20 protein-coding genes and 1 tRNA gene are annotated in these 21,923 nt (G+C 72.2%); 13 read left to right on the top strand and 8 right to left on the bottom strand.

Features of this window, described 5'->3' with window-relative positions:
- Window positions 1–36 precede the first annotated feature (36 nt).
- The 6 genes from eno to N8N77_RS03215 all read left to right on the top strand — a co-directional run bounded on the left by eno (window position 37) and on the right by N8N77_RS03215 (window position 5,357).
- Window positions 37–1,317: a phosphopyruvate hydratase gene (gene eno / locus N8N77_RS03240; RefSeq protein WP_261164590.1), complete on the top strand. Its 1,281-nt coding sequence runs from the start codon at window positions 37–39 to the stop codon at window positions 1,315–1,317.
- 29 nt (window positions 1,318–1,346) lie between these two features.
- Window positions 1,347–1,829, top strand: a complete 483-nt coding sequence (locus tag N8N77_RS03235) for a septum formation initiator family protein (protein WP_261164589.1) — start codon at window positions 1,347–1,349, stop codon at window positions 1,827–1,829.
- Window positions 1,830–1,899: 70 nt separating this feature from the next.
- The gene (locus N8N77_RS03230) at window positions 1,900–2,448 is read left to right on the top strand and encodes a DUF501 domain-containing protein (RefSeq protein WP_261164588.1); all 549 of its coding nucleotides are present in this window, start codon (window positions 1,900–1,902) and stop codon (window positions 2,446–2,448) included.
- Window positions 2,438–3,766, top strand: a complete 1,329-nt coding sequence (locus tag N8N77_RS03225) for a S8 family serine peptidase (RefSeq protein WP_261164587.1) — start codon at window positions 2,438–2,440, stop codon at window positions 3,764–3,766. Before N8N77_RS03230 ends, N8N77_RS03225 begins: the two co-directional genes overlap by 11 nt.
- Before the next feature lie 4 nt (window positions 3,767–3,770).
- A complete protein-coding gene (locus tag N8N77_RS03220) occupies window positions 3,771–5,249 on the top strand; it encodes an NAD(P)/FAD-dependent oxidoreductase (RefSeq protein ID WP_261164586.1) in 1,479 nt (492 codons plus the stop codon).
- Window positions 5,250–5,283: 34 nt separating this feature from the next.
- Window positions 5,284–5,357: transfer RNA gene (locus N8N77_RS03215), tRNA-Leu, on the top strand.
- Between the two features lie 19 nt (window positions 5,358–5,376).
- Here the strand turns inward: N8N77_RS03215 and N8N77_RS03210 are convergent.
- The gene (locus tag N8N77_RS03210) at window positions 5,377–5,610 is read right to left on the bottom strand and encodes a hypothetical protein (RefSeq protein ID WP_261164585.1); all 234 of its coding nucleotides are present in this window, start codon (window positions 5,608–5,610) and stop codon (window positions 5,377–5,379) included.
- Window positions 5,611–5,809: 199 nt separating this feature from the next.
- Here N8N77_RS03210 and N8N77_RS03205 point away from each other — a divergent pair, with 199 nt between their 5' ends.
- A complete protein-coding gene (locus N8N77_RS03205) occupies window positions 5,810–6,472 on the top strand; it encodes a YitT family protein (protein WP_261164584.1) in 663 nt (220 codons plus the stop codon).
- A gap of 90 nt (window positions 6,473–6,562) precedes the next feature.
- Here the strand turns inward: N8N77_RS03205 and N8N77_RS03200 are convergent, their stop codons facing one another.
- Window positions 6,563–7,459 (bottom strand): NAD(P)/FAD-dependent oxidoreductase, encoded by an 897-nt coding sequence (locus N8N77_RS03200; RefSeq protein ID WP_261164583.1) that lies wholly within the window; start codon window positions 7,457–7,459, stop codon window positions 6,563–6,565.
- A gap of 58 nt (window positions 7,460–7,517) precedes the next feature.
- On the opposite strand from N8N77_RS03200, the gene N8N77_RS03195 reads away from it, so the two are divergent.
- Together N8N77_RS03195 and N8N77_RS03190 are read left to right on the top strand one after the other, a co-directional pair.
- Window positions 7,518–7,931 (top strand): MerR family transcriptional regulator, encoded by a 414-nt coding sequence (locus N8N77_RS03195; protein ID WP_261164582.1) that lies wholly within the window; start codon window positions 7,518–7,520, stop codon window positions 7,929–7,931.
- A gap of 53 nt (window positions 7,932–7,984) precedes the next feature.
- Entirely contained in the window at window positions 7,985–9,007 is a 1,023-nt protein-coding gene (locus tag N8N77_RS03190) for a pseudouridine synthase (RefSeq protein ID WP_261164581.1), read from the top strand.
- On the opposite strand, the gene N8N77_RS03185 is transcribed toward N8N77_RS03190, so the two are convergent.
- Complete coding sequence (locus tag N8N77_RS03185) at window positions 8,970–9,536, bottom strand: GNAT family N-acetyltransferase (protein WP_261164580.1); 567 nt, start codon at window positions 9,534–9,536, stop codon at window positions 8,970–8,972. The genes N8N77_RS03190 and N8N77_RS03185 overlap by 38 nt on opposite strands.
- A gap of 103 nt (window positions 9,537–9,639) precedes the next feature.
- Between N8N77_RS03185 and N8N77_RS03180 the strand changes: the two genes are divergently transcribed.
- Window positions 9,640–10,206: a LemA family protein gene (locus N8N77_RS03180; protein ID WP_261164579.1), complete on the top strand. Its 567-nt coding sequence runs from the start codon at window positions 9,640–9,642 to the stop codon at window positions 10,204–10,206.
- 35 nt (window positions 10,207–10,241) lie between these two features.
- Here the strand turns inward: N8N77_RS03180 and N8N77_RS03175 are convergent, their stop codons facing one another.
- From N8N77_RS03175 to N8N77_RS03165, 3 genes are all read right to left on the bottom strand, one after another.
- Window positions 10,242–10,715: an S-ribosylhomocysteine lyase gene (locus N8N77_RS03175; protein WP_314732504.1), complete on the bottom strand. Its 474-nt coding sequence runs from the start codon at window positions 10,713–10,715 to the stop codon at window positions 10,242–10,244.
- A gap of 95 nt (window positions 10,716–10,810) precedes the next feature.
- On the bottom strand, window positions 10,811–11,737 hold the full coding sequence (locus tag N8N77_RS03170; RefSeq protein WP_261164577.1) for a condensin complex subunit 2: 927 nt from the start codon (window positions 11,735–11,737) through the stop codon (window positions 10,811–10,813).
- Window positions 11,734–13,017 (bottom strand): winged helix-turn-helix domain-containing protein, encoded by a 1,284-nt coding sequence (locus N8N77_RS03165; RefSeq protein WP_261165600.1) that lies wholly within the window; start codon window positions 13,015–13,017, stop codon window positions 11,734–11,736. Before N8N77_RS03165 ends, N8N77_RS03170 begins: the two co-directional genes overlap by 4 nt.
- An 86-nt stretch (window positions 13,018–13,103) precedes the next feature.
- On the opposite strand from N8N77_RS03165, the gene N8N77_RS03160 reads away from it, so the two are divergent.
- A complete protein-coding gene (locus N8N77_RS03160) occupies window positions 13,104–14,915 on the top strand; it encodes a penicillin-binding transpeptidase domain-containing protein (RefSeq protein ID WP_261164576.1) in 1,812 nt (603 codons plus the stop codon).
- 65 nt (window positions 14,916–14,980) lie between these two features.
- Here N8N77_RS03160 and N8N77_RS03155 read toward each other — a convergent pair whose 3' ends face one another.
- On the bottom strand, window positions 14,981–17,521 hold the full coding sequence (locus N8N77_RS03155) for a LamG-like jellyroll fold domain-containing protein (RefSeq protein ID WP_261164575.1): 2,541 nt from the start codon (window positions 17,519–17,521) through the stop codon (window positions 14,981–14,983).
- A gap of 38 nt (window positions 17,522–17,559) precedes the next feature.
- Window positions 17,560–19,026 carry an Ig-like domain-containing protein gene (locus tag N8N77_RS03150; RefSeq protein ID WP_261164574.1) on the bottom strand — a complete coding sequence of 489 codons (1,467 nt, stop codon included), beginning with the start codon at window positions 19,024–19,026 and terminating at the stop codon, window positions 17,560–17,562.
- 279 nt (window positions 19,027–19,305) lie between these two features.
- On the opposite strand from N8N77_RS03150, the gene N8N77_RS03145 reads away from it, so the two are divergent.
- A complete protein-coding gene (locus tag N8N77_RS03145) occupies window positions 19,306–20,607 on the top strand; it encodes an AI-2E family transporter (RefSeq protein WP_261164573.1) in 1,302 nt (433 codons plus the stop codon).
- The gene (gene ilvA / locus N8N77_RS03140) at window positions 20,604–21,860 is read left to right on the top strand and encodes a threonine ammonia-lyase (RefSeq protein WP_261164572.1); all 1,257 of its coding nucleotides are present in this window, start codon (window positions 20,604–20,606) and stop codon (window positions 21,858–21,860) included. The genes N8N77_RS03145 and ilvA overlap by 4 nt, the downstream gene beginning before the upstream one ends.
- The last annotated feature ends 63 nt before the right edge of the window (window positions 21,861–21,923 follow it).

The raw sequence follows: 21,923 nt of genomic DNA, 5'->3' as shown, positions 1-21,923 counted from the left end.
CGGAACCGGTCATCCCCACGTGCAGAGGAGTCACCCGTGGCACAGATCGAAGCAGTAGGCGCTCGCGAGATTCTCGATTCTCGCGGCAACCCCACGGTCGAGGTGGAGGTGCTGCTGGACGACGGGATCGTGCAGCGCGCGGCCGTCCCGTCCGGCGCATCCACCGGCGCCTTCGAGGCGTACGAGCTGCGTGACGGCGACAAGGACCGTTACAACGGCAAGGGCGTGCAGAAGGCCGTCGACGCGGTGATCGACGAGCTCGGGCCCGCCATCGAGGGCCTCGACGCGAGCGACCAGCGCGTCATCGACGCCACGCTCAAGGCGGTCGACGGCACGCCCAACAAGAAGCGCGTCGGAGCCAACGCCATCCTCGGCGTCAGCCTGGCCGTCGCCAAGGCTGCGGCCGACAGCGCCGACCTGCCCCTCTTCCGCTACATCGGCGGCCCGAACGCGCACGTGCTGCCGGTTCCGGCGCTGAACGTCATCAACGGCGGCGAGCACGCCGACAACGGCATCGACATGCAGGAGTTCTTCCTCGTGCCGCACGGCGCCGAGTCGTTCGCCGAGGCGCTGCGCTGGGGTGCGGAGACCTACCACGTGCTCAAGAAGGAGTTGCTTGCGGGTGGCTTCGCCACGGGCCTGGGCGACGAGGGTGGTTTCGCACCCGACCTGCCGAGCAACCGCGAGGGTCTCGACTTCCTCATCGGCGCGATCGAGAAGGCCGGCTTCACGCCGGGCACCGACATCGCGGTGGGCCTGGACGTGGCCGCCACGGAGTTCTTCAAGGACGGCGTCTACACGTTCGAGGGCAAGGAGTGGTCGAGCGACCGACTCATCGGCTACTACGAGGAGCTGCTCGCGAACTACCCGCTCGTGACCATCGAGGATGCCCTCGCGGAGGACGACTGGGAGGGCTGGAAGGCGCTCACCGACGCCATCGGCGGCAAGGTGCAGCTCGTGGGTGACGACCTCTTCGTCACCAACCCGGAGCGCCTCCAGCGCGGCATCGAGCAGGGCGTGGCCAACTCCCTCCTCGTGAAGGTGAACCAGATCGGCACCCTGACCGAGACGCTCGACGCCGTCTCGATGGCGCACAACGCCGGCTACACCGCGATGATGTCGCACCGCTCGGGTGAGACGGAGGACACGACGATCGCCGACCTCGCCGTCGCCGTCAACTGCGGTCAGATCAAGTCCGGCGCGCCCGCTCGCAGCGACCGGGTGGCGAAATACAATCAGCTTCTGCGCATCGAGGAGGAGCTGGGCGACGCGGCGACGTTCGCGGGACGCGGCGCCTACCCGCGATTCAAGGGCTGAGCGCACACGACGACCGGAAGGGGGAGCGGATGACCGGATCGGCTCCCCCTTCCCGCGTTCCGCGGCGTGGACCGCGCACGACGAGCGCCCGCGACTGGCTGGGCGGGCTGCGGCTGTCCGGCTTCACCGTGATCATGCTCGGCCTCGTCGTGCTGGGTGCGTTCGTGCTGGTGCCCACGGTGGGCACCTTCGTGGAGCAGCGCCAGAAGATCGCCGCGCTCGAGGAGGCCGTGCAGCTCACGGCCGACGAGATCGCTGCGCTCGAGGCCGAGCAGGAGCGCTGGCAGGACCCGGCCTACATCACGACGCAGGCCCGCGAGCGGCTCTACTACGGCCGGCCGGGGGAGGTCGTCTACCTGATCGACAACGACCTCGACGAGTCGCAGCTGCCGCGCGACGAGGAACCCGTCAGCGGCGAGGTCGAGGAGGCACCCGCCGACTGGACGGGCCAGCTCCTGCGATCGCTCGTCGCCTCCGGCCTCACGCAGACGGCGGTGGGTCCGCAGGGCTAGGCCGCGTAACGGTCCGGTCGCGAACCTGCGTGTCTGCCGATTGCCAGCGAAGCCCTTATAGCCTGGTCAGGTGACGACTCCGCCCTTCGAACCGGTTCGCGACGCCGACCTCCGGGTGGTCTCGGAGCAGCTCGGGCGGCCCGCTCGCGGCGTGGTGGGCATCGCGGCGCGCTGCGCCTGCGGCAACCCCACGGTCGTGGCCACCGCGCCCCGCCTTCCCGACGGCACGCCGTTCCCCACCTTCTACTACCTCACGCATCCCGCTGCCACGGCCGAGATGTCTCGGCTCGAGGCCGACCAGGTGATGGTCGGCATGAACGATCGCCTCGCCGACGACGCCGGACTGCGCGCGGCATACGCTCGCGCGCACGACGCCTACCTCGCCGACCGCGCCCCGTACGGCGAGGTGCCCGAGATCGCCGGCGTGTCCGCCGGAGGCATGCCCCGCCGGGTGAAGTGCCTCCACGCGCTCGCCGGGCATGCGCTCGCGGCCGGGCCGGGCGTGAACCCGCTCGGCGACGAGGCGCTGGCCCTGTCGGCATGGTCGCCGCAGCGGTGCGAGTGCGAGGACCCCGGGGCGGCGCTGGCCGGCGCGGACGGGGCAGAGGATGGCCGCTAGCCGACGCGCCAGGGTGCCGGCGGTGCTCGCGGGCGCGGCCGTCGCCGTCGTGCTGCTTACCGGCGCGGCCACCCCGACGCCCGCCCCCACGCCGAGCGCGGAGGCGGCGCCCGATGATCCGGTGCGCGCGGCGCAGTACTGGATCTCGGACTACGGCATCGACAAGGCGTGGGAGACCACCCGCGGCGAGGGCGTGACGATCGCGGTCATCGACACCGGCATCGCCGACGGCCCGCCGGAGCTGTCCGGAGCCGTCGCCGGGGGAACGGACGTCTCCGGCGTGGGCAGCGCCGACGGCCGCACCCCCGTGGGAGCGCGCGACCGTAATCATGGCACGCTCGTCGGTTCCATCGCCGCCGCGCGCGGCACCGGTCCCGACACCGGGATGATCGGCGTCGCGCCCGCCGCCCGGCTGCTGTCCATCTCCGTGGGCTTCGGCGCGTCGGCCGCCGTGCCGTTCGTGGACCAGGTGCCCGCGGCGATCACGTGGGCCGTCGATCACGGGGCCGACATCATCAACCTGTCGTGGACGACGAACACGCTCACGTGGGACCAGTCCTGGGACGACGCGTTTCTGCACGCGTTCGAGAACGACGTGGTGATCGTCGTGGCCGCCGGCAACCGCGGCAGCGGCACGGACGTGGTGGGAGCCCCCGCCACCATCCCCGGCGTGCTCGCCGTGGGCGGCGTGGACGAGAGCGGGCACGCCAGCGTGGAGGCATCGACCCAGGGCATCACGATCGGCGTCGTGGCGCCGAGCGAGAACCTCCTCGGCATCGCACCCGACGGGCAGCTCATGCGGTGGGACGGCACGAGCGGTGCGGCCCCGATCGTCGCCGGCGTCGCGGCGCTCGTGCGATCGGCGCACCCCGGGCTCGACGCGAACAACGTCATCAACCGCATCATCGCCACGGCGGACCGCGTGCCGGGAGCGAGCGTGCCCGACCCGGAGTACGGGTACGGGCTCGTCGATGCCGCGGAGGCGGTGGCCTCGGACGTGCCGGCCGTGGCCGACAACCCCCTCGTCGACGTCGAGCTGGAGGAGTGGATCCGCCTCTATCGCCGCGGCGATGCCCAGCCCGCGCCCCTCCCCGACGAGGTGGAGGTATCGGTGCCGCCGCTGCCGCCCGCGGAGGCCCCGAGCGAGGCCGGATCGCCCTGGCTGCCCACCGAGGCCTCGCTGCGAGAGGGGACGCTGCCGCTCGTTGCGGTCAGCGCGGCTAGTATCCTGATAACGCTCGGCCTCGTCGCTGTCGTCCGACGCATTCGAACGGCGCCCAGGCGCCTGCCCGGCAATCCACAGTCAAGGAGTTCGTGAAGTCGTGCCCAGGATCCTCATCGTCGGCGGCGGATACGCCGGTTTCTACACCGCGTGGAAGCTCGAGAAGCACCTCCGCAAGGGGGAGGCAGAGGTCGTCATGGTCGACCCGCTGCCCTACATGACCTACCTGCCGTTCCTTCCGGAGGTGGCGGCCGGGTCGATCGAGCCGCGTCACGCCGTGGTCTCGCACCGGCGGCACCTGAAGCGCACGAAGATCGTCAACGCGCGGGTCACGGGCATCGACCACGCGAACAAGATCGCCACGATCTCGCCCGAGGGCGGGGAGCCCTACGCGCTCGAGTACGACCACGTCGTCGTCACGGCCGGGTCGGTGTCGCGCACGTTCCCCATCCCGGGTATCGCCGACAACGCGATCGGCATGAAGTCCATCGAGGAGGCGGCCGCCGTGCGCGACCGCATGATCTCCAACTTCGAGAAGGCCGCGGCCCTGCCGAAGGACAGCGAGCTGCGCAAGCGCCTCCTCACGGTCGTCGTCGTCGGCGGCGGATTCGCCGGCATCGAGACGTTCGCGGAGCTGCGGTCGGCCGCCTCGGCACTGCTCGAGCGGTTCCCGGAGATCGCGTTCGAGGAGACGCAGTTCCACCTCATCGAGGCGATGGGGCGCATCATGCCCGAGGTCTCGCTTGAGACGTCGGAGTGGGTGCTCAAGGACCTCGCGAAGAAGGGCGCCTACGTCCACCTCGACACCCAGGTCGCCGACGCCACGGGCGGCGTCGTCAAGACCAACACGGGTGAGGAGTACCCGACCGACCTCATCATCTGGACCGCCGGCGTCATGGCCAACCCGCAGGTGGTGCGGGGCAGCGACCTGCCGACCGAGCCCCGCGGCCGCATCAGCACGCAGGCCGACCTGCGCGTCATCGACGCCGACAAGAACGTCGTCGAGGGCGCCTGGGCCGCCGGTGACGTCGCCGCCGTGCCCGACAAGACCGGCGGTCTGCCCGACGGCACGTGCGTGCCGAACGCGCAGCACGCGGTGCGTCAGGCCAAGCGCCTGGCGAAGAACCTCGTGGCGGTGCTGCGCGGCGAGGAGCCCGTGGACTACTACCACAAGAACCTCGGCGCCGTCGCGGGCCTCGGCCTGTACGACGGTGTCTTCCAGTCGGGCAAGATCGCGATCAAGGGCTTCCTCGCCTGGGTCGCGCACCGCGGCTACCACGGCCTGGCGATGCCGACGTGGGAGCGTAAGTGGCGCGTGCTCTGGGGTTGGTGGCACAACTTCTTCCTGGGCCGCGACCAGGTGCAGCTGAGCACCCTGACGAACCCGCGCGGCTTCTTCGAGGCTTTCGCCTCGCGCCCGAAGCCCCCGGCGGAGGAGGCCCCGGCGCCGGCCGAGAAGCCGGCCGCCGCGGAGAAGCCCGCCGCCGCCCGGCCGAGGCCCCCGCCGCCCCGGCCGAGGCCCCGGCCGAGAAGGTCCCCGCCGAGTAGTCCGCAGCGACGAAGGGCGCCCATCCTCTAACGTGGATGGGCGCCCTTCGTCGTCTGCTCGAAGACCCCCCGTAGCCCAATCGGCAGAGGCAGCCGACTTAAACTCGGCCCAGTCTGGGTTCGAATCCCAGCGGGGGGACGGCTTTCGGCGCGCCGCCTCAGACGGCCCGGACGAGGGTCGTCACGAGGACGAGGCGCGTCGCCGAGACCATCTGCGTCGCGCGCACCCAGGGCGAGGTCAGCGGCGCCACGCTCGTGTCGACGATGTCGTAGCCCTCGTCGAGCAGTCGCGCGATCTCGTCCGACGCCGCCGGGTTCTCCCAGGGGCCGTGGTCGTCCTCGGTCGCGTTCGGGTACAGGACGTGCGTGACGTGCCGGACATCGCGAGTCATCGGGCTCCTCATTCGGGTACGGTGCCGTCAAGCGGCGCGGGGTTCGCCGCAAAAAGTGCCCCAAGACTGTACTGCCGTCATCGCGACGGGCCAAGGGCTTGACTGCGCGGTCTCGAGATTGCTAGGGCGAGGCCGAGGGACGAACGACGATCGGCGGGGCCGCGCGCCCGAGAGGCCTGTCGAGCGGTAGCGTGGCCTGATGGCGAATTCCGGGGCAACGGCGGCGCGGACGCCCGGCTCGCTCCCGTCCGCGTCCGTCGCGGCGCTCACCCTGCGCACGCTGCGCCTGATCCTCGGCCTCGCGGTCTTCGGGATCGGCGTCGGACTGACCGTCATCGCCGGTCTCGGCCTGGACCCCTGGACCGTGCTCGCCGACGGTATCGCGCGCCGGACGGGCATCGGCATCGGCTGGACCAGCGTCGTGCTGGGGGCTCTCGTGCTGCTCGTCTGGATCCCGTTGCGACAGCGCCCGGGGGTGGGGACCGTGCTGAACGTGCTGCTCGTCGGCACGGTCATGCAGGTCACCGTGGATCTCCTTCCGAGGCCCGACCACCTCGCGCTGCAGGTGGTGGCGCTGCTGGCCGGCATCGTCGTGGTCGCCGTCGGCAGCGGCATCTACATCGGCGCGCACCTCGGGCCGGGACCGCGCGACGGTCTCATGACGGGGTTGCGCCAGCGGTTCGGCTGGCCGCACTGGCGCGGTCGCGCCACGGTCGAGCTGACCGTGCTCGCCCTCGGCTGGCTGCTGGGAGGCAGCGTCGGGATCGGCACCGTGCTGTTCGCGGTCCTCATCGGACCGCTGGTTCACGTCGCGCTGCGCCTGCTCGACCCCCGCGAGCGCGCGGCCCGCCGCGTCCCGTGACACCGTCGGCGGCGTTCACGAGACCGGCGCGCCGAGCGCGGCCCGCATGCGGCTGAGGGGCCAGAAGATCCGTCTGGCCGGCCGGCCCGTTCAGTGCGCCGCCAGCTCCTGTACGAGGCCCGCGGCCGCCATCTGGCCGGCGGCGGCCGCCATCACCACCGAGGCGACCGGGCCGGGGAGTGTCGCCCGGTGCGCGAGGTCGCCGGCCGCCGAGACGCCGGCAACGGAGGTGCGGCCGAACTCATCGATCTCGATGGCGCCCGACGAGAGCATCCGCAGCCCGAGCTGTTCGGCGAACGGGGCCCGCTGACGCATACTCCCCGTCGCGACGAAGACGCCGTCCACCACCACGTCGCCGACCGCGGTCTCCACTCGCACACCGTCACCGTCGGCGCGCACGGCGGCGGCGGGCGCGGCGTGAACCCGGGCTCCCCGCGTCTCCAGTGCGCGGCGCTCCTCGTCGGAGGGCGATTCTCCGAGCGGGAAGACCGTGATGCCGGCGGCGATGCGGCCCAGCAGCGCGACCAGGTGGGCCGCGCGCGCGGTGCCGAGGAGAGCGACCTGCCGGCCGGCGTGTTCGTGCCCGTCGCAGAACGGGCAGGTGAACGCGCGGCGGCCCCACAGCTCCGCGAGCCCCGGGATGTCCGGCAGGTCGTCGACCACGCCCGTGGCGAGGATGACGCGCCGCGCCCGCGCCGTGGTCCCGTCGTCGAGCGTCACGGAGAAGTCGTCGGCGGCCCCGGACACCGCGGTGGCGGTCGCCTCGCGCACGGTGACGTCGGCATAGGACTCCAGCTGCGCCCGCGCCACGGTGCGGAACTGCGACGGCGGGGTGCCGTCGTGCGTCACCACGTTGTGCATGTGCGCGACCGTCGCATTGCGGTACTCGCCGGAGTCGAGCAGCAACACGCTGCGGTGCATCCTTCCCAGGGTGAGGGCCGCCTGCAGGCCGGCGGGGCCCGCGCCGATCACGATCACGTCGTCCATGTCGATCCTTCCGTCCGTCGGACTTGCGTCGTCGGCCAGTGTGTGACTTCATGTCGACATGAAGTCAAGTGCGGAGGCCGCGCCAGGGAGATGGTCGGTCGGCGAGGTGGCCGAGAGGTTCGATCTGCCCACCCACGTGCTGCGGCATTGGGAGTCGGTCGGACTGCTCCGGCCGCGCCGTGACGCGGCCGGCAGGCGCCGGTATGGCGAGGATGATGTCGCGCGGATCGCGATCATCCTGCGCAGCAAAGCCGCGGGGATGTCGCTCGACCAGATCGCCGTGCTTCTCGACGAGGACGCGCCCGGCCGGCACGAGGTGCTCCAGGCGCATCTCGAGGATCTCGACCGGCGTATGGAGGAGATGCGGCGCTCGCGCGAGATGACCGAGCACGCTTTCCGCTGCACGGCGCACGACATCTCCACCTGCCCGCACTTCCGTCAGGGTGTCGCCGACATCCTCGCCCGCTTCTAAGCGCCGGCGGGCGCGGGAACCGCCCACCCGCGGCCGCGTAGACTCCGATGCTCGTGAGGACGTCGCGAAGGGTCGCCGCGCTGCCACCCCGCGAGGGGATCGCGGCCGCGCGGCTGCGCGCGCCCGGCGGACGGGAAACGCACGACGCGGCGCACCTGCCCGTCCCCGCGACGGTGCGCGATTGGCTCGCCGGCACCGTCATCCCGACGACCATGGGGCGCGAGCAGGCCTTCGGTGAGAACCCGCTCACCCCCGAGTACTTCGTCGGCGCAGGCTCGCTCGTCGACGCGCGCGGCGTGGCGGTCGATCTGGACGATGCGGTGGAGCCGGGCGGCTTCTACTGGTTCCACAAGCCCATTCCGCATGAGGACCGCGTGCCGTTCGACGTGCGCGTCGTGCACGAGGACGACGACCTGCTCGTGGTGGACAAGCCGCACTTCCTCGCCTCCACGCCCAACGGCGTGTTCGTGCGGGAGTGCGTCGTGACCCGCCTGCGGGTACGTCGCGGCGAGGACGACCTCGTCGCCATCCACCGTCTCGATCGGGTGACGGCGGGGCTGCTCGTGCTGTCGCGCCGTCCCCGCACGCGCGGGGCGTACCAGGTGCTGTTCCAGCGCCGTGACATCGAGAAGACCTACCGCGCCCTCGCCTGGCTGCCGCAGGGGTGGTCGCCGGGGGAGGGGCTGCCGCTCGGCCTCGAGACGGGCGAGGACCGTGACGTGCGCAATCGGTTGCTCAAGATCGACGGGCACCGGCCGGTCCGCGAGGTGCCAGGCGAGCCCAACGCCCACACCACGATCCGCCTCGTGCGCTCGTTCCCGCACGCGGGCGGATGGGCGGGAGAGTTCGTGCTGCGCCCGCACACCGGTAAGACGCACCAGCTGCGCGTGCACATGAACGGCCTGGGTCTGCCGCTGCTCGGCGATCCGGTCTACCCGGTCGACCTGGGGCCCGACCCGTACGACTTCCGCCACGCCCTGCAGCTGCTCGCCGAGCGGCTCGAATTCGACGACCCGTTCACGGGTGAGCGGCGCGTCTTCACGAGCGGGCTGACGCTCGACCCTGCTCGGGCGTGAGCAGGAGCGGCTTGATCAGCGTCTCGAACTCCAGGTCGTCGCGGCGGGGCAGCCCGAAGCGCTCGTCGCCGTACGGGAAGGGCGTGCGCTCCCCGGTGCGGCGGTAGCCGCGACGCTCGTACCAGGCGATGAGGTCGTCCCGGGCCGTGATGACCGTCATGCGCAACTCGGCGAGGCCCCATTCCTCGCTGGCCACGCGCTCCGCCTCACAGAGCAGGGCCCGCCCGATGCCGTCCCCCTGAGCGCGGGGCGCCACGGCGAACATGCCGAAGTACGCGTAGTCGTCGCGATGCTCGAGGTGACAGCAGGCGGCGAGCCGGCCGCCGCGCTCGACCAGCAGGACGACAGACCCGGCGACGTTCAGCAGCGCCTCGACCTGCGCGGCATCGGTGCGTTGCCCGTCCAGCAGATCGGCCTCCGTCGTCCATCCGGCCCGGCTGGACTCGCCTCGGTAGGCGGACTCGACGAGGGACACGACGGCGGGCACATCGGCGGGGCCGGCCGTGCGGAAGGAGAGGGGGGCGCTCACGCCACGACGCTACCCGACGCCACGCTGCCGGGGCGGATGGGGCGATTCCCGGCGGGGACGGAAGATCGGCATCTAGGATGGGGTCCCGAACAGGGGGTTCTTCATGGAGTTGCTGATTCCGGTCGGGATCGTCGTGGCCATCGCGGTGATCGTCGGCATCTACCTGTGGGCGACGTACAACTCGCTCGTACAGCTGAACGTCCGGGTCGACGAGGCATGGAGCGACATCACGGTGCAGCTCAAGCGCCGCGCCGACCTGATCCCGAATCTGATCGAGACGGTCAAGGGGTACGCCGCGCACGAGAAGGCGGTGTTCGAGAACGTCACGCGGGCGCGGGCCGAGACGCTGCAGGCGACGACGCCGCGCGCGGCCGGCGTGGCCGAGGGCCACATGGAGCAGGCGCTGAAGAGCCTCTTCGCGGTCGCCGAGGCCTACCCGCAACTGCAGGCGAGCCAGAACTACCTGCAGTTGCAGCAGTCGCTCGTCGACACGGAGGACAAGATCCAGGCCTCGCGCCGTTTCTACAACGGCGGCGTGCGCGAGTTGAACACCAAGATCCAGGTCTTCCCGAACAACCTCTTCGCGGGCCGGCTGGGCTTCGCCGAGCGCGAGTTCTTCGAGGTGATCGACGGCGCGGCGATCGCCGAGCCGCCGCGCGTGCAGTTCTGACCCGACGGCCTTCGGTGAGCGCGGTCCGGTGACCGTCAGACGCCGACGCGGCGGAAGGGGTTCGTGCTGAGGCCCTGCGCGACGATGCGGGCTGACCACTCGCGCGCACTGTGGAGGCTGTGGTCGCGGTAGTTGCCGCAGCCGACGGCGCTCACGCCGGGCACGTCCTCCCAGGTCACGTCCTCCGCGATGGCGCGCAGGCTGTCGGCGACGGCTGGAGCGACCTCCTCGGGGGTGCGCTCGCCCCAGAGGATCAGGTGGAAGCCGGTGCGGCAGCCGAACGGCGAGCAGTCGATGACACCGTCGAGCCGGTCGCGCAGCAGGCTCGCGAGCAGGTGTTCGATGGTGTGCAGCCCTGCCGTGGGGATCTCGCCCTCGTTCGGCTGCACGAAGCGCAGGTCGAAGTTCGAGATCGCGTCGCCGCCCGGGCCGCGCTCGACGGCGATGAGGCGCACGTAGGGCGCCAGGACGGCGGTGTGGTCGAGCTGGAAGCTCTCGACATCGGCCATGATCTTCTCCTTCATCGGGTACCGGGAACGTTCCGCTCCCTCGACGTTAACCCGCACCCGTCCGGCGGGCGCGCGCATTTGTCGGATGCGACGGCTCAGAACACCATGAGCACGAGCTGCGCATCGCGGAAGGCGAGCGCGCCGCGCATAATCCAGTCGTCGGTGCGGTAGGAGAACGTGCGCGCGGTGCCGTCGTGTGCCGTTCCCGTCACCTCGGCGACGAGCGCCCCGCCCGTCGCCTCGAACGCCATCGCGGCGGTGTCGAGCGACACCTCGGGCACCCGCTCGACCGTGAACGCGACGCGCTCGAGCGCCCGCAGGTCGGCCGCCCACGGCACGACGATTCCGCACGCGTCGGGTATCGCGTCGGTCGCCGCGGCGCAGTCCGCGGCGTGCTCGGCGAGATGCTGCTGCACCACCGCGGTCGCGTCGTCGGCGATCGCGACATCCAGGTCGAGCGCTGCCGTCTCCTGACCGGGCAGGATCGCGACCTCGGCGGAGCCGCGCAGGACCTCCGCCGGCAGCGGCGCGACCTCGTAGAGCGCCGGGAGCAGCCGCGGGGCCTCGTCGGCGGAGAAGGCGGCGTCGCCGATGGCGAAGGCGTCTCCCAGGCCCGGCGTGACGGTCAACGCCGTGGCCGACTGCACGATCCACGTCTCGCCGAGTCGCCTCATCGGCACGGCCACTTCCGCGCGTTCACCACCGAGGGTCACGGTGGCGCGCAAGAGGGCATCGTCCCCATCGGTCTCGACGGCGCCGAGGGCGGCCCCCGAGGCGTGCTCGCGGGCCTGCGCGAACAGCGCCAGCGCGTCGTCGTCCGCGTCCGTGACGACGCGGAGGGCCTCCGCGTCGCCGGCGACCAGCGCGTCGAGGAAACGTTGCGCGGTCGCGCGCGGTTCGGAGCCGCCCGCGGTGAGCCACCAGGCGGTCGCCGCCCCGATGACCACCACCGTGATCGCGACGAGGGCGAGGACGAGTGCGGTGCGGCGTCGCGGGGTCTGGGCCGCGACGTCTTCCGTCACGAGGCCTGCTCCGTCTGCGCGGGCGGGAACGGGATCGCGGGGGCCAGGGGCGCGCGCGGATGATCGTGGCGCCGCGCACCCGGCAGTGCCTGTGCGATGTCGTGCGACGCGTCGCCCCACCCCGACACCGAGATCTGCTCGAGCCCCTGCCAGGCCGCGGCGCGCCGCAGCTCGGCGGCGATGCGCTCGGCGGCCTCCGCCGGGGCGTCGGGCTCCCACCACGCCGACTGCACGAGCAGGGTCGAGCCGGCGCGATCGGCCTTCAGATCGACGCGCGCCGCCAGGCGGTCGCCCACGAGAACCGGAAGGGAGTAGTAGCCGAAACGCCGACGATGGGCCGGCACGTAGATCTCGATGCGGTAATCGAACCCGAACATCCGCAGGGCGCGGTCACGGAACCACACGACCGGGTCGAACGGCGTCAGCAGCGCGACGCGGTCGAGGCGACGCGGCACCGGGGCGTCGCGATGCAGCCAGGCCGTCAGCGGTCGGCCGCCCCGCTCCCAGCCGGCCACGCGCACGGGCAGCAGCTCTCCGGCCTCGGCGAGCTGCGCGAGGGCCGGGGCCACGTCGCGCGCCTTGAGCCGGTAGTAGTCCGCCAGATCGGACGCGGTGGCCACGCCGTAGGCCCGGGCCGCCCGGCGCACCAGCTCGAGGATCGCGTCCGCGCGCGACACGTCGCGCGCGAGGGCCTCGGCGGGAACCACCCGCTCGGCGAGGGCGTAACTGCGCTCGAACCCCCGTCGCTCGGCGATGGCGACCTCGCCGAAGCGCCACATCATCTCGAGCCCGCGCTTGACGTCGTCCCAGTCCCACCACGGTCCCCGCGGCGCGCGAGGGGCGTCCTCGTGCAGGTCGGAGGGGCGCACCGCTCCTCGGGTGGACAGTTCCGCGCGCAGGCGATCCAGCGTCGGGGCGTGGGCTCGGGCCCACTCGCCGTAACGGGCGCGGAAGTCGTCCATCCGGAATCGCCACAGCGCCCAGTCGTCGGCGGGAATCAGAGCCGCCTCGTGGGCCACGTACTCGACGTACCGTGCGCGGCGTCCGAAGAGCATCCTGTCGAGCGCGTCGCGGTCATACGGGCCCAGTCGCGCGTAGTGCGGCAGGTAGTGGGAGCGCGCGAACACGTTCACGGAATCGATCTGCAGCGCGCCCATCCGTGCCATCGCCGCGTGCAGCCGCGCCGGCCCCACCGCGGCTGGGCGCGCCCCGCCGAAGCCCTGCGCGACCAGGGCGATCCGTCGCGCCTGCGCCGCGCTGAGGGTCTCGATCCGCTTCATCGCCACCGCTCCACGCTACTGCGGGCCTCCGACACCGCGGGTGAGACCCGGGGTGGGCGTCGTCGCCGCCTGCCATACTGGCGGCGATGTCTCGGATCCCTGCCTTCGCCCTCGTCTTCGTCGCGGCTCTCGGGCTCGTCGGCTGCGCCCCCGGCGACGACGGTCTCGACGATGCTCTCGCCGAGATCGAGTCCGCCCTCGAGCGTCACGAGCTGCCGGAGCTCGTGGACGGCGGGCACGACTTCGCCGCACTGGTCGAGCCGCTGGCGGGGCACCCGCTCGACCTCACGCTCGGCGAGGCCGAACGCGAGGGCAGCGTCGCGCGCGTGCCCGCCGTGTGGTCATGGGACCTCGACGGGCGGGAGTGGACATACGAGCAGACGCTCGAGCTGAGCCGCGACGGCGAGCCGCTCGCGTGGACGCTGCCGTGGTCGCCCTCGCTCGTCGCCGACGGCCTGAAGGAGGGCGAGACCCTGGCGGTGACGCGCGAGTACCCCGGCCGTGCACCCATCCTGGGCGGCGACGGCGAGCCGATCGTCACGGAGCGGCCCGTCACGCGGTACGGACTCGACAAGAGCTGGATCGAGCCCGCGCAGGTCGAGCAGAGCGCGCGCGACATCGCGGCCGCCCTGCAGGTGGACGCCGACGAGTTCGCGGCCCGTGCGGCGGCGATGGGGGAGCTCGCCTTCGTCGAGGCGATCGTGCTACGCCCCGAGGACGCAGCGGCGCGCGTGGCGCCCGGCTTCACCGAGATCCCCGGCGCGAGCGCCATCGAGGCCACCATGCAGCTCGCGCCGACCCGCACCTTCGCGCGGGAGGTCCTCGGCACCGTGGGGGAGGCCACCGCCGAGATCATCGAGAGCTCCGACGGGGAGATCGCGACCGGGGAGCAGACCGGTCTCTCGGGCCTGCAGGCGGAGTACGACGACCAGCTGCGCGGCGAGCCGGCCGTGACCGTGACGGCGTCGACGGGGGAGGAGGGCGCCGAGCCCCGCGTGCTGGCCGAGTGGCCCGCGGCGGACGGCGAGCCGTTGCAGACCACGCTCGACATCCCGCTGCAGCAGCGCGCCGAGAGCGTGCTCGCCCGTGTGGAGTCGGCCAGCGCGCTCGTCGCGATCCGGCCGTCCACGGGCGAGGTCCTCGCCGCCGCGAACGGCGAGGCCAACGGTGGCTTCGACGCGGCGACGACGGGTCGGTACGCGCCCGGATCGACCTTCAAGGTCGTCACGACGCTCGCGCTGCTGCGCAGCGGCATGGCGCCGGACGACGCCGTCGCCTGCGCGGAGGAGACGACGGTCGACGGCTACACCTTCCACAACTACGGCGGCTATCCCGTCTCGGCGCTGGGCGGCATCACGCTGCGCGAGGCCGTCGCGCATTCGTGCAACACGGCCTTCGTGGGGCTGCACGACCGGGTGACCGACGCCGATCTGCGCGACGCCGCGGAGGCGCTCGGCGTCGGGGGGCCGGACGACGCGGGGTCGCAGACCGAGCACGCCGCGAACATGATCGGCCAGGGCATCGTCACCGAGACGCCGCTCGGCATGGCGACGGTCGCCGCCTCGGTCGCGGCGGGCCGGACGGTGTCGCCCTTCCTCACGGAAGCGCCGGAGGAGGCGGAGTCCTCGCTGACCGCGGAGGAGGCCGAGACGCTGCGCGGGCTCATGCACGCCGTCGTCACGGAGGGATCCGGAACCGCGCTTGCGGGCCTGGGCTCGGACGTCGGGGCGAAGACGGGCACGGCGGAGTTCGGCCAGCCCGATGGGAACGGTGAGCTTGCGAGCCACGCGTGGATGATCGCGTTCCAGGGGGACCTGGCCGTGGCGGTCTTCGTGGAGCGCGGCGACGGCGGCGCCAACACCGCCGGACCGCTCATGGCCGACTTCCTCGACGGCTGACCCGCCGGTCGGGACGAGAAGAGCGCCGGGGATCGATAGATCCCCGGCGCTCTCATCCGCGGCGGTCAGGCTCGTCGGCGTCGCTGCAAAGCACGCAGCCCGGCGAGGAGCCCGAGCAGGCCCGCGGCGAGCACCGCCCAGGCCGCACCCTCGCCACCGGTGGCGGCGAGAGCCCCGTCGTCCGTCGCGCCGCCCTCGCCCCCGGCCGCAGGTTCCGGCTGCGTCGTGCCGCCGTCACCGGGCGCCCCGTCGCCGCCGCCGCCCGCTGATCCGCCGCCGCCCGCCGATCCGTCGCCGCCCGCCGCCGCGATCGCGAACGTCGTCGTGACGGGCTCGCCGTCGCGGGTGCCGATGCTCGGGGTGATGGCCAGCGCGTGGCTGCCGTCCCGGAGCGGCTCGGCGAGCGCGACGGTCCACGTGCCGTCGTCGCGCACCGTCGCGGTGTCGGCGGCGGCGGTCGGTGCCGCCGCGGTCGCCGCGGAGGTCGTGAGGATGCCGGCGGAGCCACCCGAGGTGCCGAGGCGCTCGACACGCACCTGCGTGCCGGGCACGCCCGTGCCGGACAGTTCCGAGATCACCGTGCCCGCGGGCAGCTCGCCCGACGGCAGCCCCTCGACGGCGAAGCCGTCCTGCAGATCGAGCCGGTTGTACAGGAAGTCGGTGGTCTCGAGCGGGCGGTCGACGATGCGGGTCTCGCCTACGCAGCCGTTCCAGCCGTTCGACGCCTCGTCATAGTTGAACACCGTGCCGATCACCCACGGGTACCCCGGCGCGAACGTCATGCCGTTCAGGTTCGTCGCGTTGCGCAGCACCGGCACGCCGTCCACGTACATGGTGGTCGCGTTGGAGGCGGGGTCGTTCACGGCGGCGACGTGGTACCACGTGCCGGTCATGATCTCGCCCGACCACAGCGAGTTCGGGTTCGTCCACGGGGTGCCGTTCGTCGTCGCCCACTGGAACTCCTTCAGGTTCGACACCGAGAAGAACGCGGGACCCATGTCGTAGTCGTACCGCTGCCACGCGACGGGAAGGGCCGAGCGCCGGCCGGTGCGGCTCAGCCAGCCGCCCCACTGGTTCTCCTCGACGGTCCATTCGTCGGACAGGAACACGAAGGACTCGATCGTGTACCCGTTCGCGAAGTCCTCGTGGGTGACCGGCACCTCGTACTCCGTGGTGAGGTAGTTCAGCCTGCCGGTGGTGCGGGAGGTGTCCGCGAAGCACACCGCGCCCGCGTCGGCCGACAGGCTCGAGACGTTCTCGTGCGTGATGGTCACGTCGTCCACCTCGGCGGGAGCATTGATCTGCTCCAGCGGCAGGCGGTACATCGGGTTCTCGCCCGTCTCGTCGGTGACCTGCGCGTTCTCGGGGAGCACGCCCTGCGCCTGGTCCCCGAAGCGCCAGTGCGCCACGGTGCCCGGCACCTCGACGTAATCCTCGCGGCTGCCCGCCGCCTGCAGGGAGCCGCCGCCGTCGCCGCCCTCCCAGCCCTCGAGCACGATCTGCTTGGCGCGCTCCGACAGGTCGGGGAATGCGCCGTCGCCGGGGCCAAAGCCCGACGCGAAGGCGAAGCGCTCCGAGAAGTCGATGTCGATGGAGAACTCCGAGCCGGGGTCCGTCGCGACGGGGGAGTCGCCGACGGTGAGCGTCTCGGGATGCTTCATGGGCACCCACGGCGAGACCGTCGCGAAGTCGATGCGGTCGTTCTCGAGGTCGAACTCGAGCACGTTCATCATGCCGTTGCCGCCATCGGCCGCCATCTGCCAGTCCGACAGGATCTGGTAGACCTCGTTGCCGGCGTCGTTCACGAGCACCCGCTCGGTCTGCCCGTGGAAGTGACCGTTCATCGTGAGGAAGATCTGGTCGTTGTGGCGGATCAGCTCCTCCCACATCTCCTGACCGAACCAGAACTCCGTCGCGTCGCCCGAGTTCTTGTCGATGTCGATGATGGCGTGCGAGGTGAGGATCGTCGGCAGCGTGGGGTGCGCGTCGAGCACCGACTGCGCCCACGCCCAGGTGTCGGCGCTCGCGTTCCAGCCGATGGCCAGCACGAGGAACTCCTGGCCCTCGGCCTCGAAGACGTGCGCGCTCGAGTAGCCGTTCTGGTGAGAGCTCACGTACGTGTCGGTGTCGTCGATGCGGCCGGCGGGGAAGTTGGCCAGGTAGTTCGGCGCCATCCACTCGCCGCTGCGGGCGCCCATGTCGGAGACGTCGTGGTTGCCCGGAAGGATCGAGTACGGCATGCCGCCGTCCTCGAGCACGCTGATGGCGCGATCGGCCGCGACCCATTCTCCGGCCTGACCCTGCTGGTCGACGACGTCGCCCAGATGGGTCGTGAAGGCGATGTTGAGCTCGTCGGCGTGCTCCACGATCCACTTCGTCTGCACCTCGAAGGGATCGGTGCCGTACCGGGGGCGGAACTGATCGGCCGAGTAGCGGGAGTAGAACTGCGTGTCGGGCAGGACGGCGACGGTGAAGCGCGACGCTCCCTCCTCCTCGGCCGCCTGCGCGGGCGTGGCCGCGAGCGGCACGGCCAGCGCCGCCCCGGTCGCCGCGACGCCGAGCAGGGCCGTCGCCCGCAGCGCGGCGCTCTTCTTCGTGTGATTCATGGTTCCTCCGCTGATGGTTCGGCGTGCGGGGTGGGCGGTCACAGTCCCGGTCCCCACGCCTCGAACTCGGACAGCGCCATCCAGGTGGCGTCCGACTTGTGCTCGATGACGGCACGGAAGCCGGTGGCCATCACGGGCGTGAACGCCGTCTCCAGCGCCAGGCGCCCGCCCTCGTTCACGAGGGGACCCGTCGACACGTCCTCCCAGCCGCCGCGCATGTTGCGGTACTGGAAGGTGACCGTGCCGATGTTGTCGGCGTCGGACGGTTCGAAGAGCGCGGCGCGGGTGATCTGGCGCGGGCGGTCGAAGTAGTACGCCACCCAGTTCGGGTTCGCGCGGTTGGCCGCGCCCCCGGAGCGCCACGTGTCGAACGCACGTGCGTCGCGGTCGCCGTCGGTGAGGGCGCCCAGGTCGGTGCTGCCGTTCACGTGCAGCTGCCACGTCCGGGCGCCCGTGAGGAGCTGATTGACCTCCCGCGGAGCGGTGAGCGCGATCCGCAGGGTCGCGGCGAAGCCGAGGTCGGGAGCCGCGTGCACGAGAACCTCGCCCTCCCGCGTCAGCGCGCCCGGGTCCACCGCGTCCCAGTCCCAGCGCACATCGGCCGTCACCGTCATCTGCGAGCCACTCACGGTGCGCTCGACGGTGCGCGGGGCGATCTGCCTCAGCGTGTCGACCATGACGCCGGCGTAGCTCGTCATGCTCGACTCCACGGCGTCGCCCACCGTGCCCACCGTGTAGCGGGCGTCGATGCGGACGGTGTCGCCGTACGGGCCGGCGGCCGTTCCCGAGAACTCGACGATGCCGTCCCGCTGCCACGCGTCGTCGGCGGGCATCTGCCACGCGATGTCGGTCAGCGGGGCGGTCGGGCCCCAGCCGTAGCGCGCCGTCACGGTCGCCGGCAGCTCGGGTGCCGCGCCCGGGGCGACCAGGCCCCCTATCGTGTCCGCGGTGCCCTGCACCGGGTGAACCCGCCAGGACTCGTTGTTGCCGAAGTCGCCCGGCGCGTACGTGCCGATCTCCGCGCCGTCGGCGGTGTTCCAGCCGAAGAGGTTGAGCGTGGACCCGCCGTTGTGGAACATCACGCGGTCGTCGTGCTCGGTGACGGTCCAGACGGCGAGCGGATCGCTCGCGGCCGCGTCCGGCGCGATGTCGAGCAGCGCGAGTCCGCCCTCGGGTGCGGCGAGCGCGAGGATCTCGCCCTCGGCGCTCGACAGGACGTACGCCGCATCGGCGCCGTCGACCGGGTACATCGACACGGCCTGGGCGCGGACGCCCTCCGGGTCGGCGGCGATCGTGCGGCTCGTCAGCGGCAGCTCACCGTCGCCGATCACGGCCGTCTTGCCGGTCGCGTGGGCGCTCTCGATGAGCACGAGCTGCGGCTCGCCCACGCCCAGATCCGCGGCGCTCGCTGCCGACCCGGCGGTGCTTGCGAGACCCGCGGCGATCAGCGACAGGCCGAGCACGCCCACCCCCGTCGCGCGCAGGACCCCTCCCGATTTCGTCATCTCTCTCCTTGTGTCGGCCCACGCGGGCGCGACACCGGTTCCGGAGCGCCGCGATCGCGTGGCCGCGTGTGGGCGCGGGCGAACGCAGCGCGCGGCGGTGAGCGTGGCGTGGGTGTGGCCGACGGCGACGCTAGGGTCACGAGGTGAACGCGGGGCGGAGCCGGGATGAACGAGCGCGGCCGCCGGCGTCACCGCTCCGTCGGCTCGGTCTGGTATCGTCGCGCGCCCTTCGGCCCGCATCCCAGTGCGGGCATATGACGTGGTCCTAGACTTGGCCAGATGAGCGATGAGAACCGCCCCTCGCTCGACTCGAACCGGGGGTTCTGGGACTTCCTGCGGCCGCGAGCGACCGAGGCGAGGCGGACGCCGATCGACGGTGTGGACGTCCCCATCGGCCTGCGCATGGCGACGGCCTACGCGTGGCGGCTGCTGATCATCGCCGCAGCCGCGGGCGTCGGCGTCTGGCTCGTCATCCAGTTCAAGCTGCTCGTGATCCCGCTGCTCGTGGCCATCCTCATCACGGCGCTCCTGTACCCCGGTTTCGCGCTCATGCTGCGGCTGCGGATTCCCCGCGTGCTCGCCATCGTCATCTCGGTGCTGGGCACGCTTGCCATCGTGGCCGGCCTCATCTGGCTTGTGGTCTGGCAGGTCAGCCGCGAGGCGGGGGAGGTCCGAGACCGCGCCGCCCAGGGGATCATGGACCTGCGCGACTGGGCGATCGCGAGCGGGCTGCTCACGGAGCGCCAGATCAGCGACGCCTTCGACACGGCGTTCCAGTTCCTCAGCGAGCAGGCCGAAACGCTGCTCAGCGGCGCCCTCACCGTCGGCACCACGGTCGGCCATCTCGGCACGGGCCTGCTGCTGGCGCTGTTCATCCTCATCTGCCTGCTCGCCGACGGCCGCTCCATCTGGCGCTGGACCCTGCGGCTGTTCCCGCGCGCGTCGCGGCAGGCCGTGGATGCCTCGGCCCGAAACGGCTGGCAGACGCTCATCAACTACGCCCGCACGCAGATCATCGTCGCCACGATCGACGCCGTCGGCATCGGCATCGGGGCCGTGCTGCTCGGTGTGCCGCTGGCCATCCCGATCGCCGTGCTCGTCTTCCTCGGCGCGTTCGTGCCGTTCGTCGGCGCGATCCTCACCGGCGCGGTGGCGGTCGTGATCGCCCTCGCCTACAACGGCATCTGGATCGCGGTGGCCATGCTCGCCGTCGTGCTGGCCGTGCAGCAGATCGAGAGCCACCTGCTGCAGCCGCTGCTGATGGGATCCGCGGTGAAGGTGCACCCGCTGGCCGTCGTCCTCGTGGTGGCGGGCGGATCGATGATCGGTGGCATCGCCGGCGCGCTGTTCGCCGTTCCGGTGGCGGCGTTCGTCAACGTCGTCGCCGTCACGCTCGCGAGCGGATCGTGGCGCACGGGCGCGCCGCCGGACACCGACGTCATCTGGACGACCGTGCCGCGGTCGGTCCGCGGTGACGGGCCACGACACGAGGCTGCGGGCACGGACCCGACCGGCGACGGCGCCGTCGGCGCCGGGACGACTCCGGACGCGACGTCCGGCGAGGAGGGGAGTCGGGGATGACGACGACCGAGCACACGCAGGGCATCTCGGCGGCACCGGGGCTCGCCGAGATCGAGGCCGCGGCGGCGAGCCTGGCCGGTGTCATCGAGCGCACGCCGCTGCAGCCCTCTCAGCACCTCACCGAGGTGCTCGGCCACCCCGTGAGCCTGAAGCTCGAAAACCTGCAGCGCACCGGCTCGTTCAAGGTGCGCGGCGCCACGTATCGGCTCTCACGCCTGACCCCCGAGGAGCGGGCGCGCGGAGTCGTCGCCGCCTCGGCCGGCAACCATGCGCAGGGCGTGGCGCTCGCCGCGCGCGAGCTCGGCATCCACGCCACCATCTACATGCCGCTCGGTGTGCCCGTTCCCAAGCTGCTCGCCACCCGGGGCTACGGCGCCGAGGTCGTGTTGCAGGGCGAGACCGTCACCGAGCCCCTGCGGCTGGCGGCGGAGCACGCAGAGCGCACGGGCGCCGTGCTCATCCACCCGTTCGATCACCGTGACATCGTCACCGGCCAGGCCACGCTCGGTCTGGAGGTGATGGACGAGGCGCCCGACGTGGAGACGATCGTCCTCGGGATCGGGGGTGGGGGACTCATCGCGGGCGTCGCCGCGGCGGCGAAGGCGCGGGCCGCGGCGGCGGGCCGCACGGTCCGGATCGTCGGCGTGCAGTCCGAGAACGCCGCACCGGTGCTGCCGTCGCTCGCCGCCGGGCACCCTGTGGCCGTCGAGACCACGCCGACGATCGCCGACGGCATCCTCGTGGCGCGCCCCGGCGACGTGCCCTTCGAGATCATCCGCGAGCTCGTGGACGAGGTCGTCACGGTCAGCGACGACGACATCGCCCGCGCGCTGCTCGCGCTGCTGGAGCGCGCCAAGGTGGTCGTGGAGCCGGCCGGCGCCGTGGGCGTCGCGGCGATCATGGCGGGCAAGGTGCGCTCGCAGGGGCACACCGTGGCGGTCCTGACGGGCGGGAACATCGACCCGCTGCTCATGCAGCGCGTCATCGCGCACGGGCTGGCCGCCTCCGGGCGGTACATGACCGTGCGCGTGCCGCTGCCCGACCGTCCGGGTCAGCTCGTGCAGGTGTCGCAGGTGATCGCCGACGCGGGCGGCAACGTCATCGAGGTGCTGCACACCCGGCACGGGCAGGGACTGCAGATCAGCGAGGTGAACCTGCAGGTGTCGGTGGAGCTGCGCGGCACCGAGCACCGCGATCTCGTGCTGCAGGCGCTGCGCGACGCGGGCTTCCGCCCCGAGCTGATGCCGGACTGAGTAGCCGAACACGTCGCGCGGGGGTGGTGGGGCGCGCGCCCCAGACCCCCGCGCGAGAGCCGG

This window comes from Microbacterium sp. Marseille-Q6965 (assembly GCF_946151065.1).
Taxonomy (GTDB): Bacteria; Actinomycetota; Actinomycetes; order Actinomycetales; family Microbacteriaceae; genus Microbacterium.
This window is presented reverse-complemented; position numbering and strand designations above follow the sequence as displayed.

Excerpts from the sequence above, each read along its gene's own strand:
- N8N77_RS03235 (WP_261164589.1), top strand. The coding sequence starts at position 1,347 with ATGACCGGATCGGCTCCCCCTTCCCGCGTTCCGCGGCGTGGACCGCGC.
- N8N77_RS03225 (WP_261164587.1), top strand. The coding sequence starts at position 2,438 with ATGGCCGCTAGCCGACGCGCCAGGGTGCCGGCGGTGCTCGCGGGCGCG.
- N8N77_RS03210 (WP_261164585.1), bottom strand. The coding sequence starts at position 5,610 with ATGACTCGCGATGTCCGGCACGTCACGCACGTCCTGTACCCGAACGCG.
- N8N77_RS03205 (WP_261164584.1), top strand. The coding sequence starts at position 5,810 with ATGGCGAATTCCGGGGCAACGGCGGCGCGGACGCCCGGCTCGCTCCCG.
- N8N77_RS03200 (WP_261164583.1), bottom strand. The coding sequence starts at position 7,459 with ATGGACGACGTGATCGTGATCGGCGCGGGCCCCGCCGGCCTGCAGGCG.
- N8N77_RS03195 (WP_261164582.1), top strand. The coding sequence starts at position 7,518 with ATGAAGTCAAGTGCGGAGGCCGCGCCAGGGAGATGGTCGGTCGGCGAG.
- N8N77_RS03180 (WP_261164579.1), top strand. The coding sequence starts at position 9,640 with ATGGAGTTGCTGATTCCGGTCGGGATCGTCGTGGCCATCGCGGTGATC.
- N8N77_RS03175 (WP_314732504.1), bottom strand. The coding sequence starts at position 10,715 with ATGGCCGATGTCGAGAGCTTCCAGCTCGACCACACCGCCGTCCTGGCG.
- N8N77_RS03165 (WP_261165600.1), bottom strand. The coding sequence starts at position 13,017 with ATGAAGCGGATCGAGACCCTCAGCGCGGCGCAGGCGCGACGGATCGCC.
- N8N77_RS03160 (WP_261164576.1), top strand. The coding sequence starts at position 13,104 with ATGTCTCGGATCCCTGCCTTCGCCCTCGTCTTCGTCGCGGCTCTCGGG.
- N8N77_RS03155 (WP_261164575.1), bottom strand. The coding sequence starts at position 17,521 with ATGAATCACACGAAGAAGAGCGCCGCGCTGCGGGCGACGGCCCTGCTC.
- N8N77_RS03150 (WP_261164574.1), bottom strand. The coding sequence starts at position 19,026 with ATGACGAAATCGGGAGGGGTCCTGCGCGCGACGGGGGTGGGCGTGCTC.
- N8N77_RS03145 (WP_261164573.1), top strand. The coding sequence starts at position 19,306 with ATGAGCGATGAGAACCGCCCCTCGCTCGACTCGAACCGGGGGTTCTGG.
- ilvA (WP_261164572.1), top strand. The coding sequence starts at position 20,604 with ATGACGACGACCGAGCACACGCAGGGCATCTCGGCGGCACCGGGGCTC.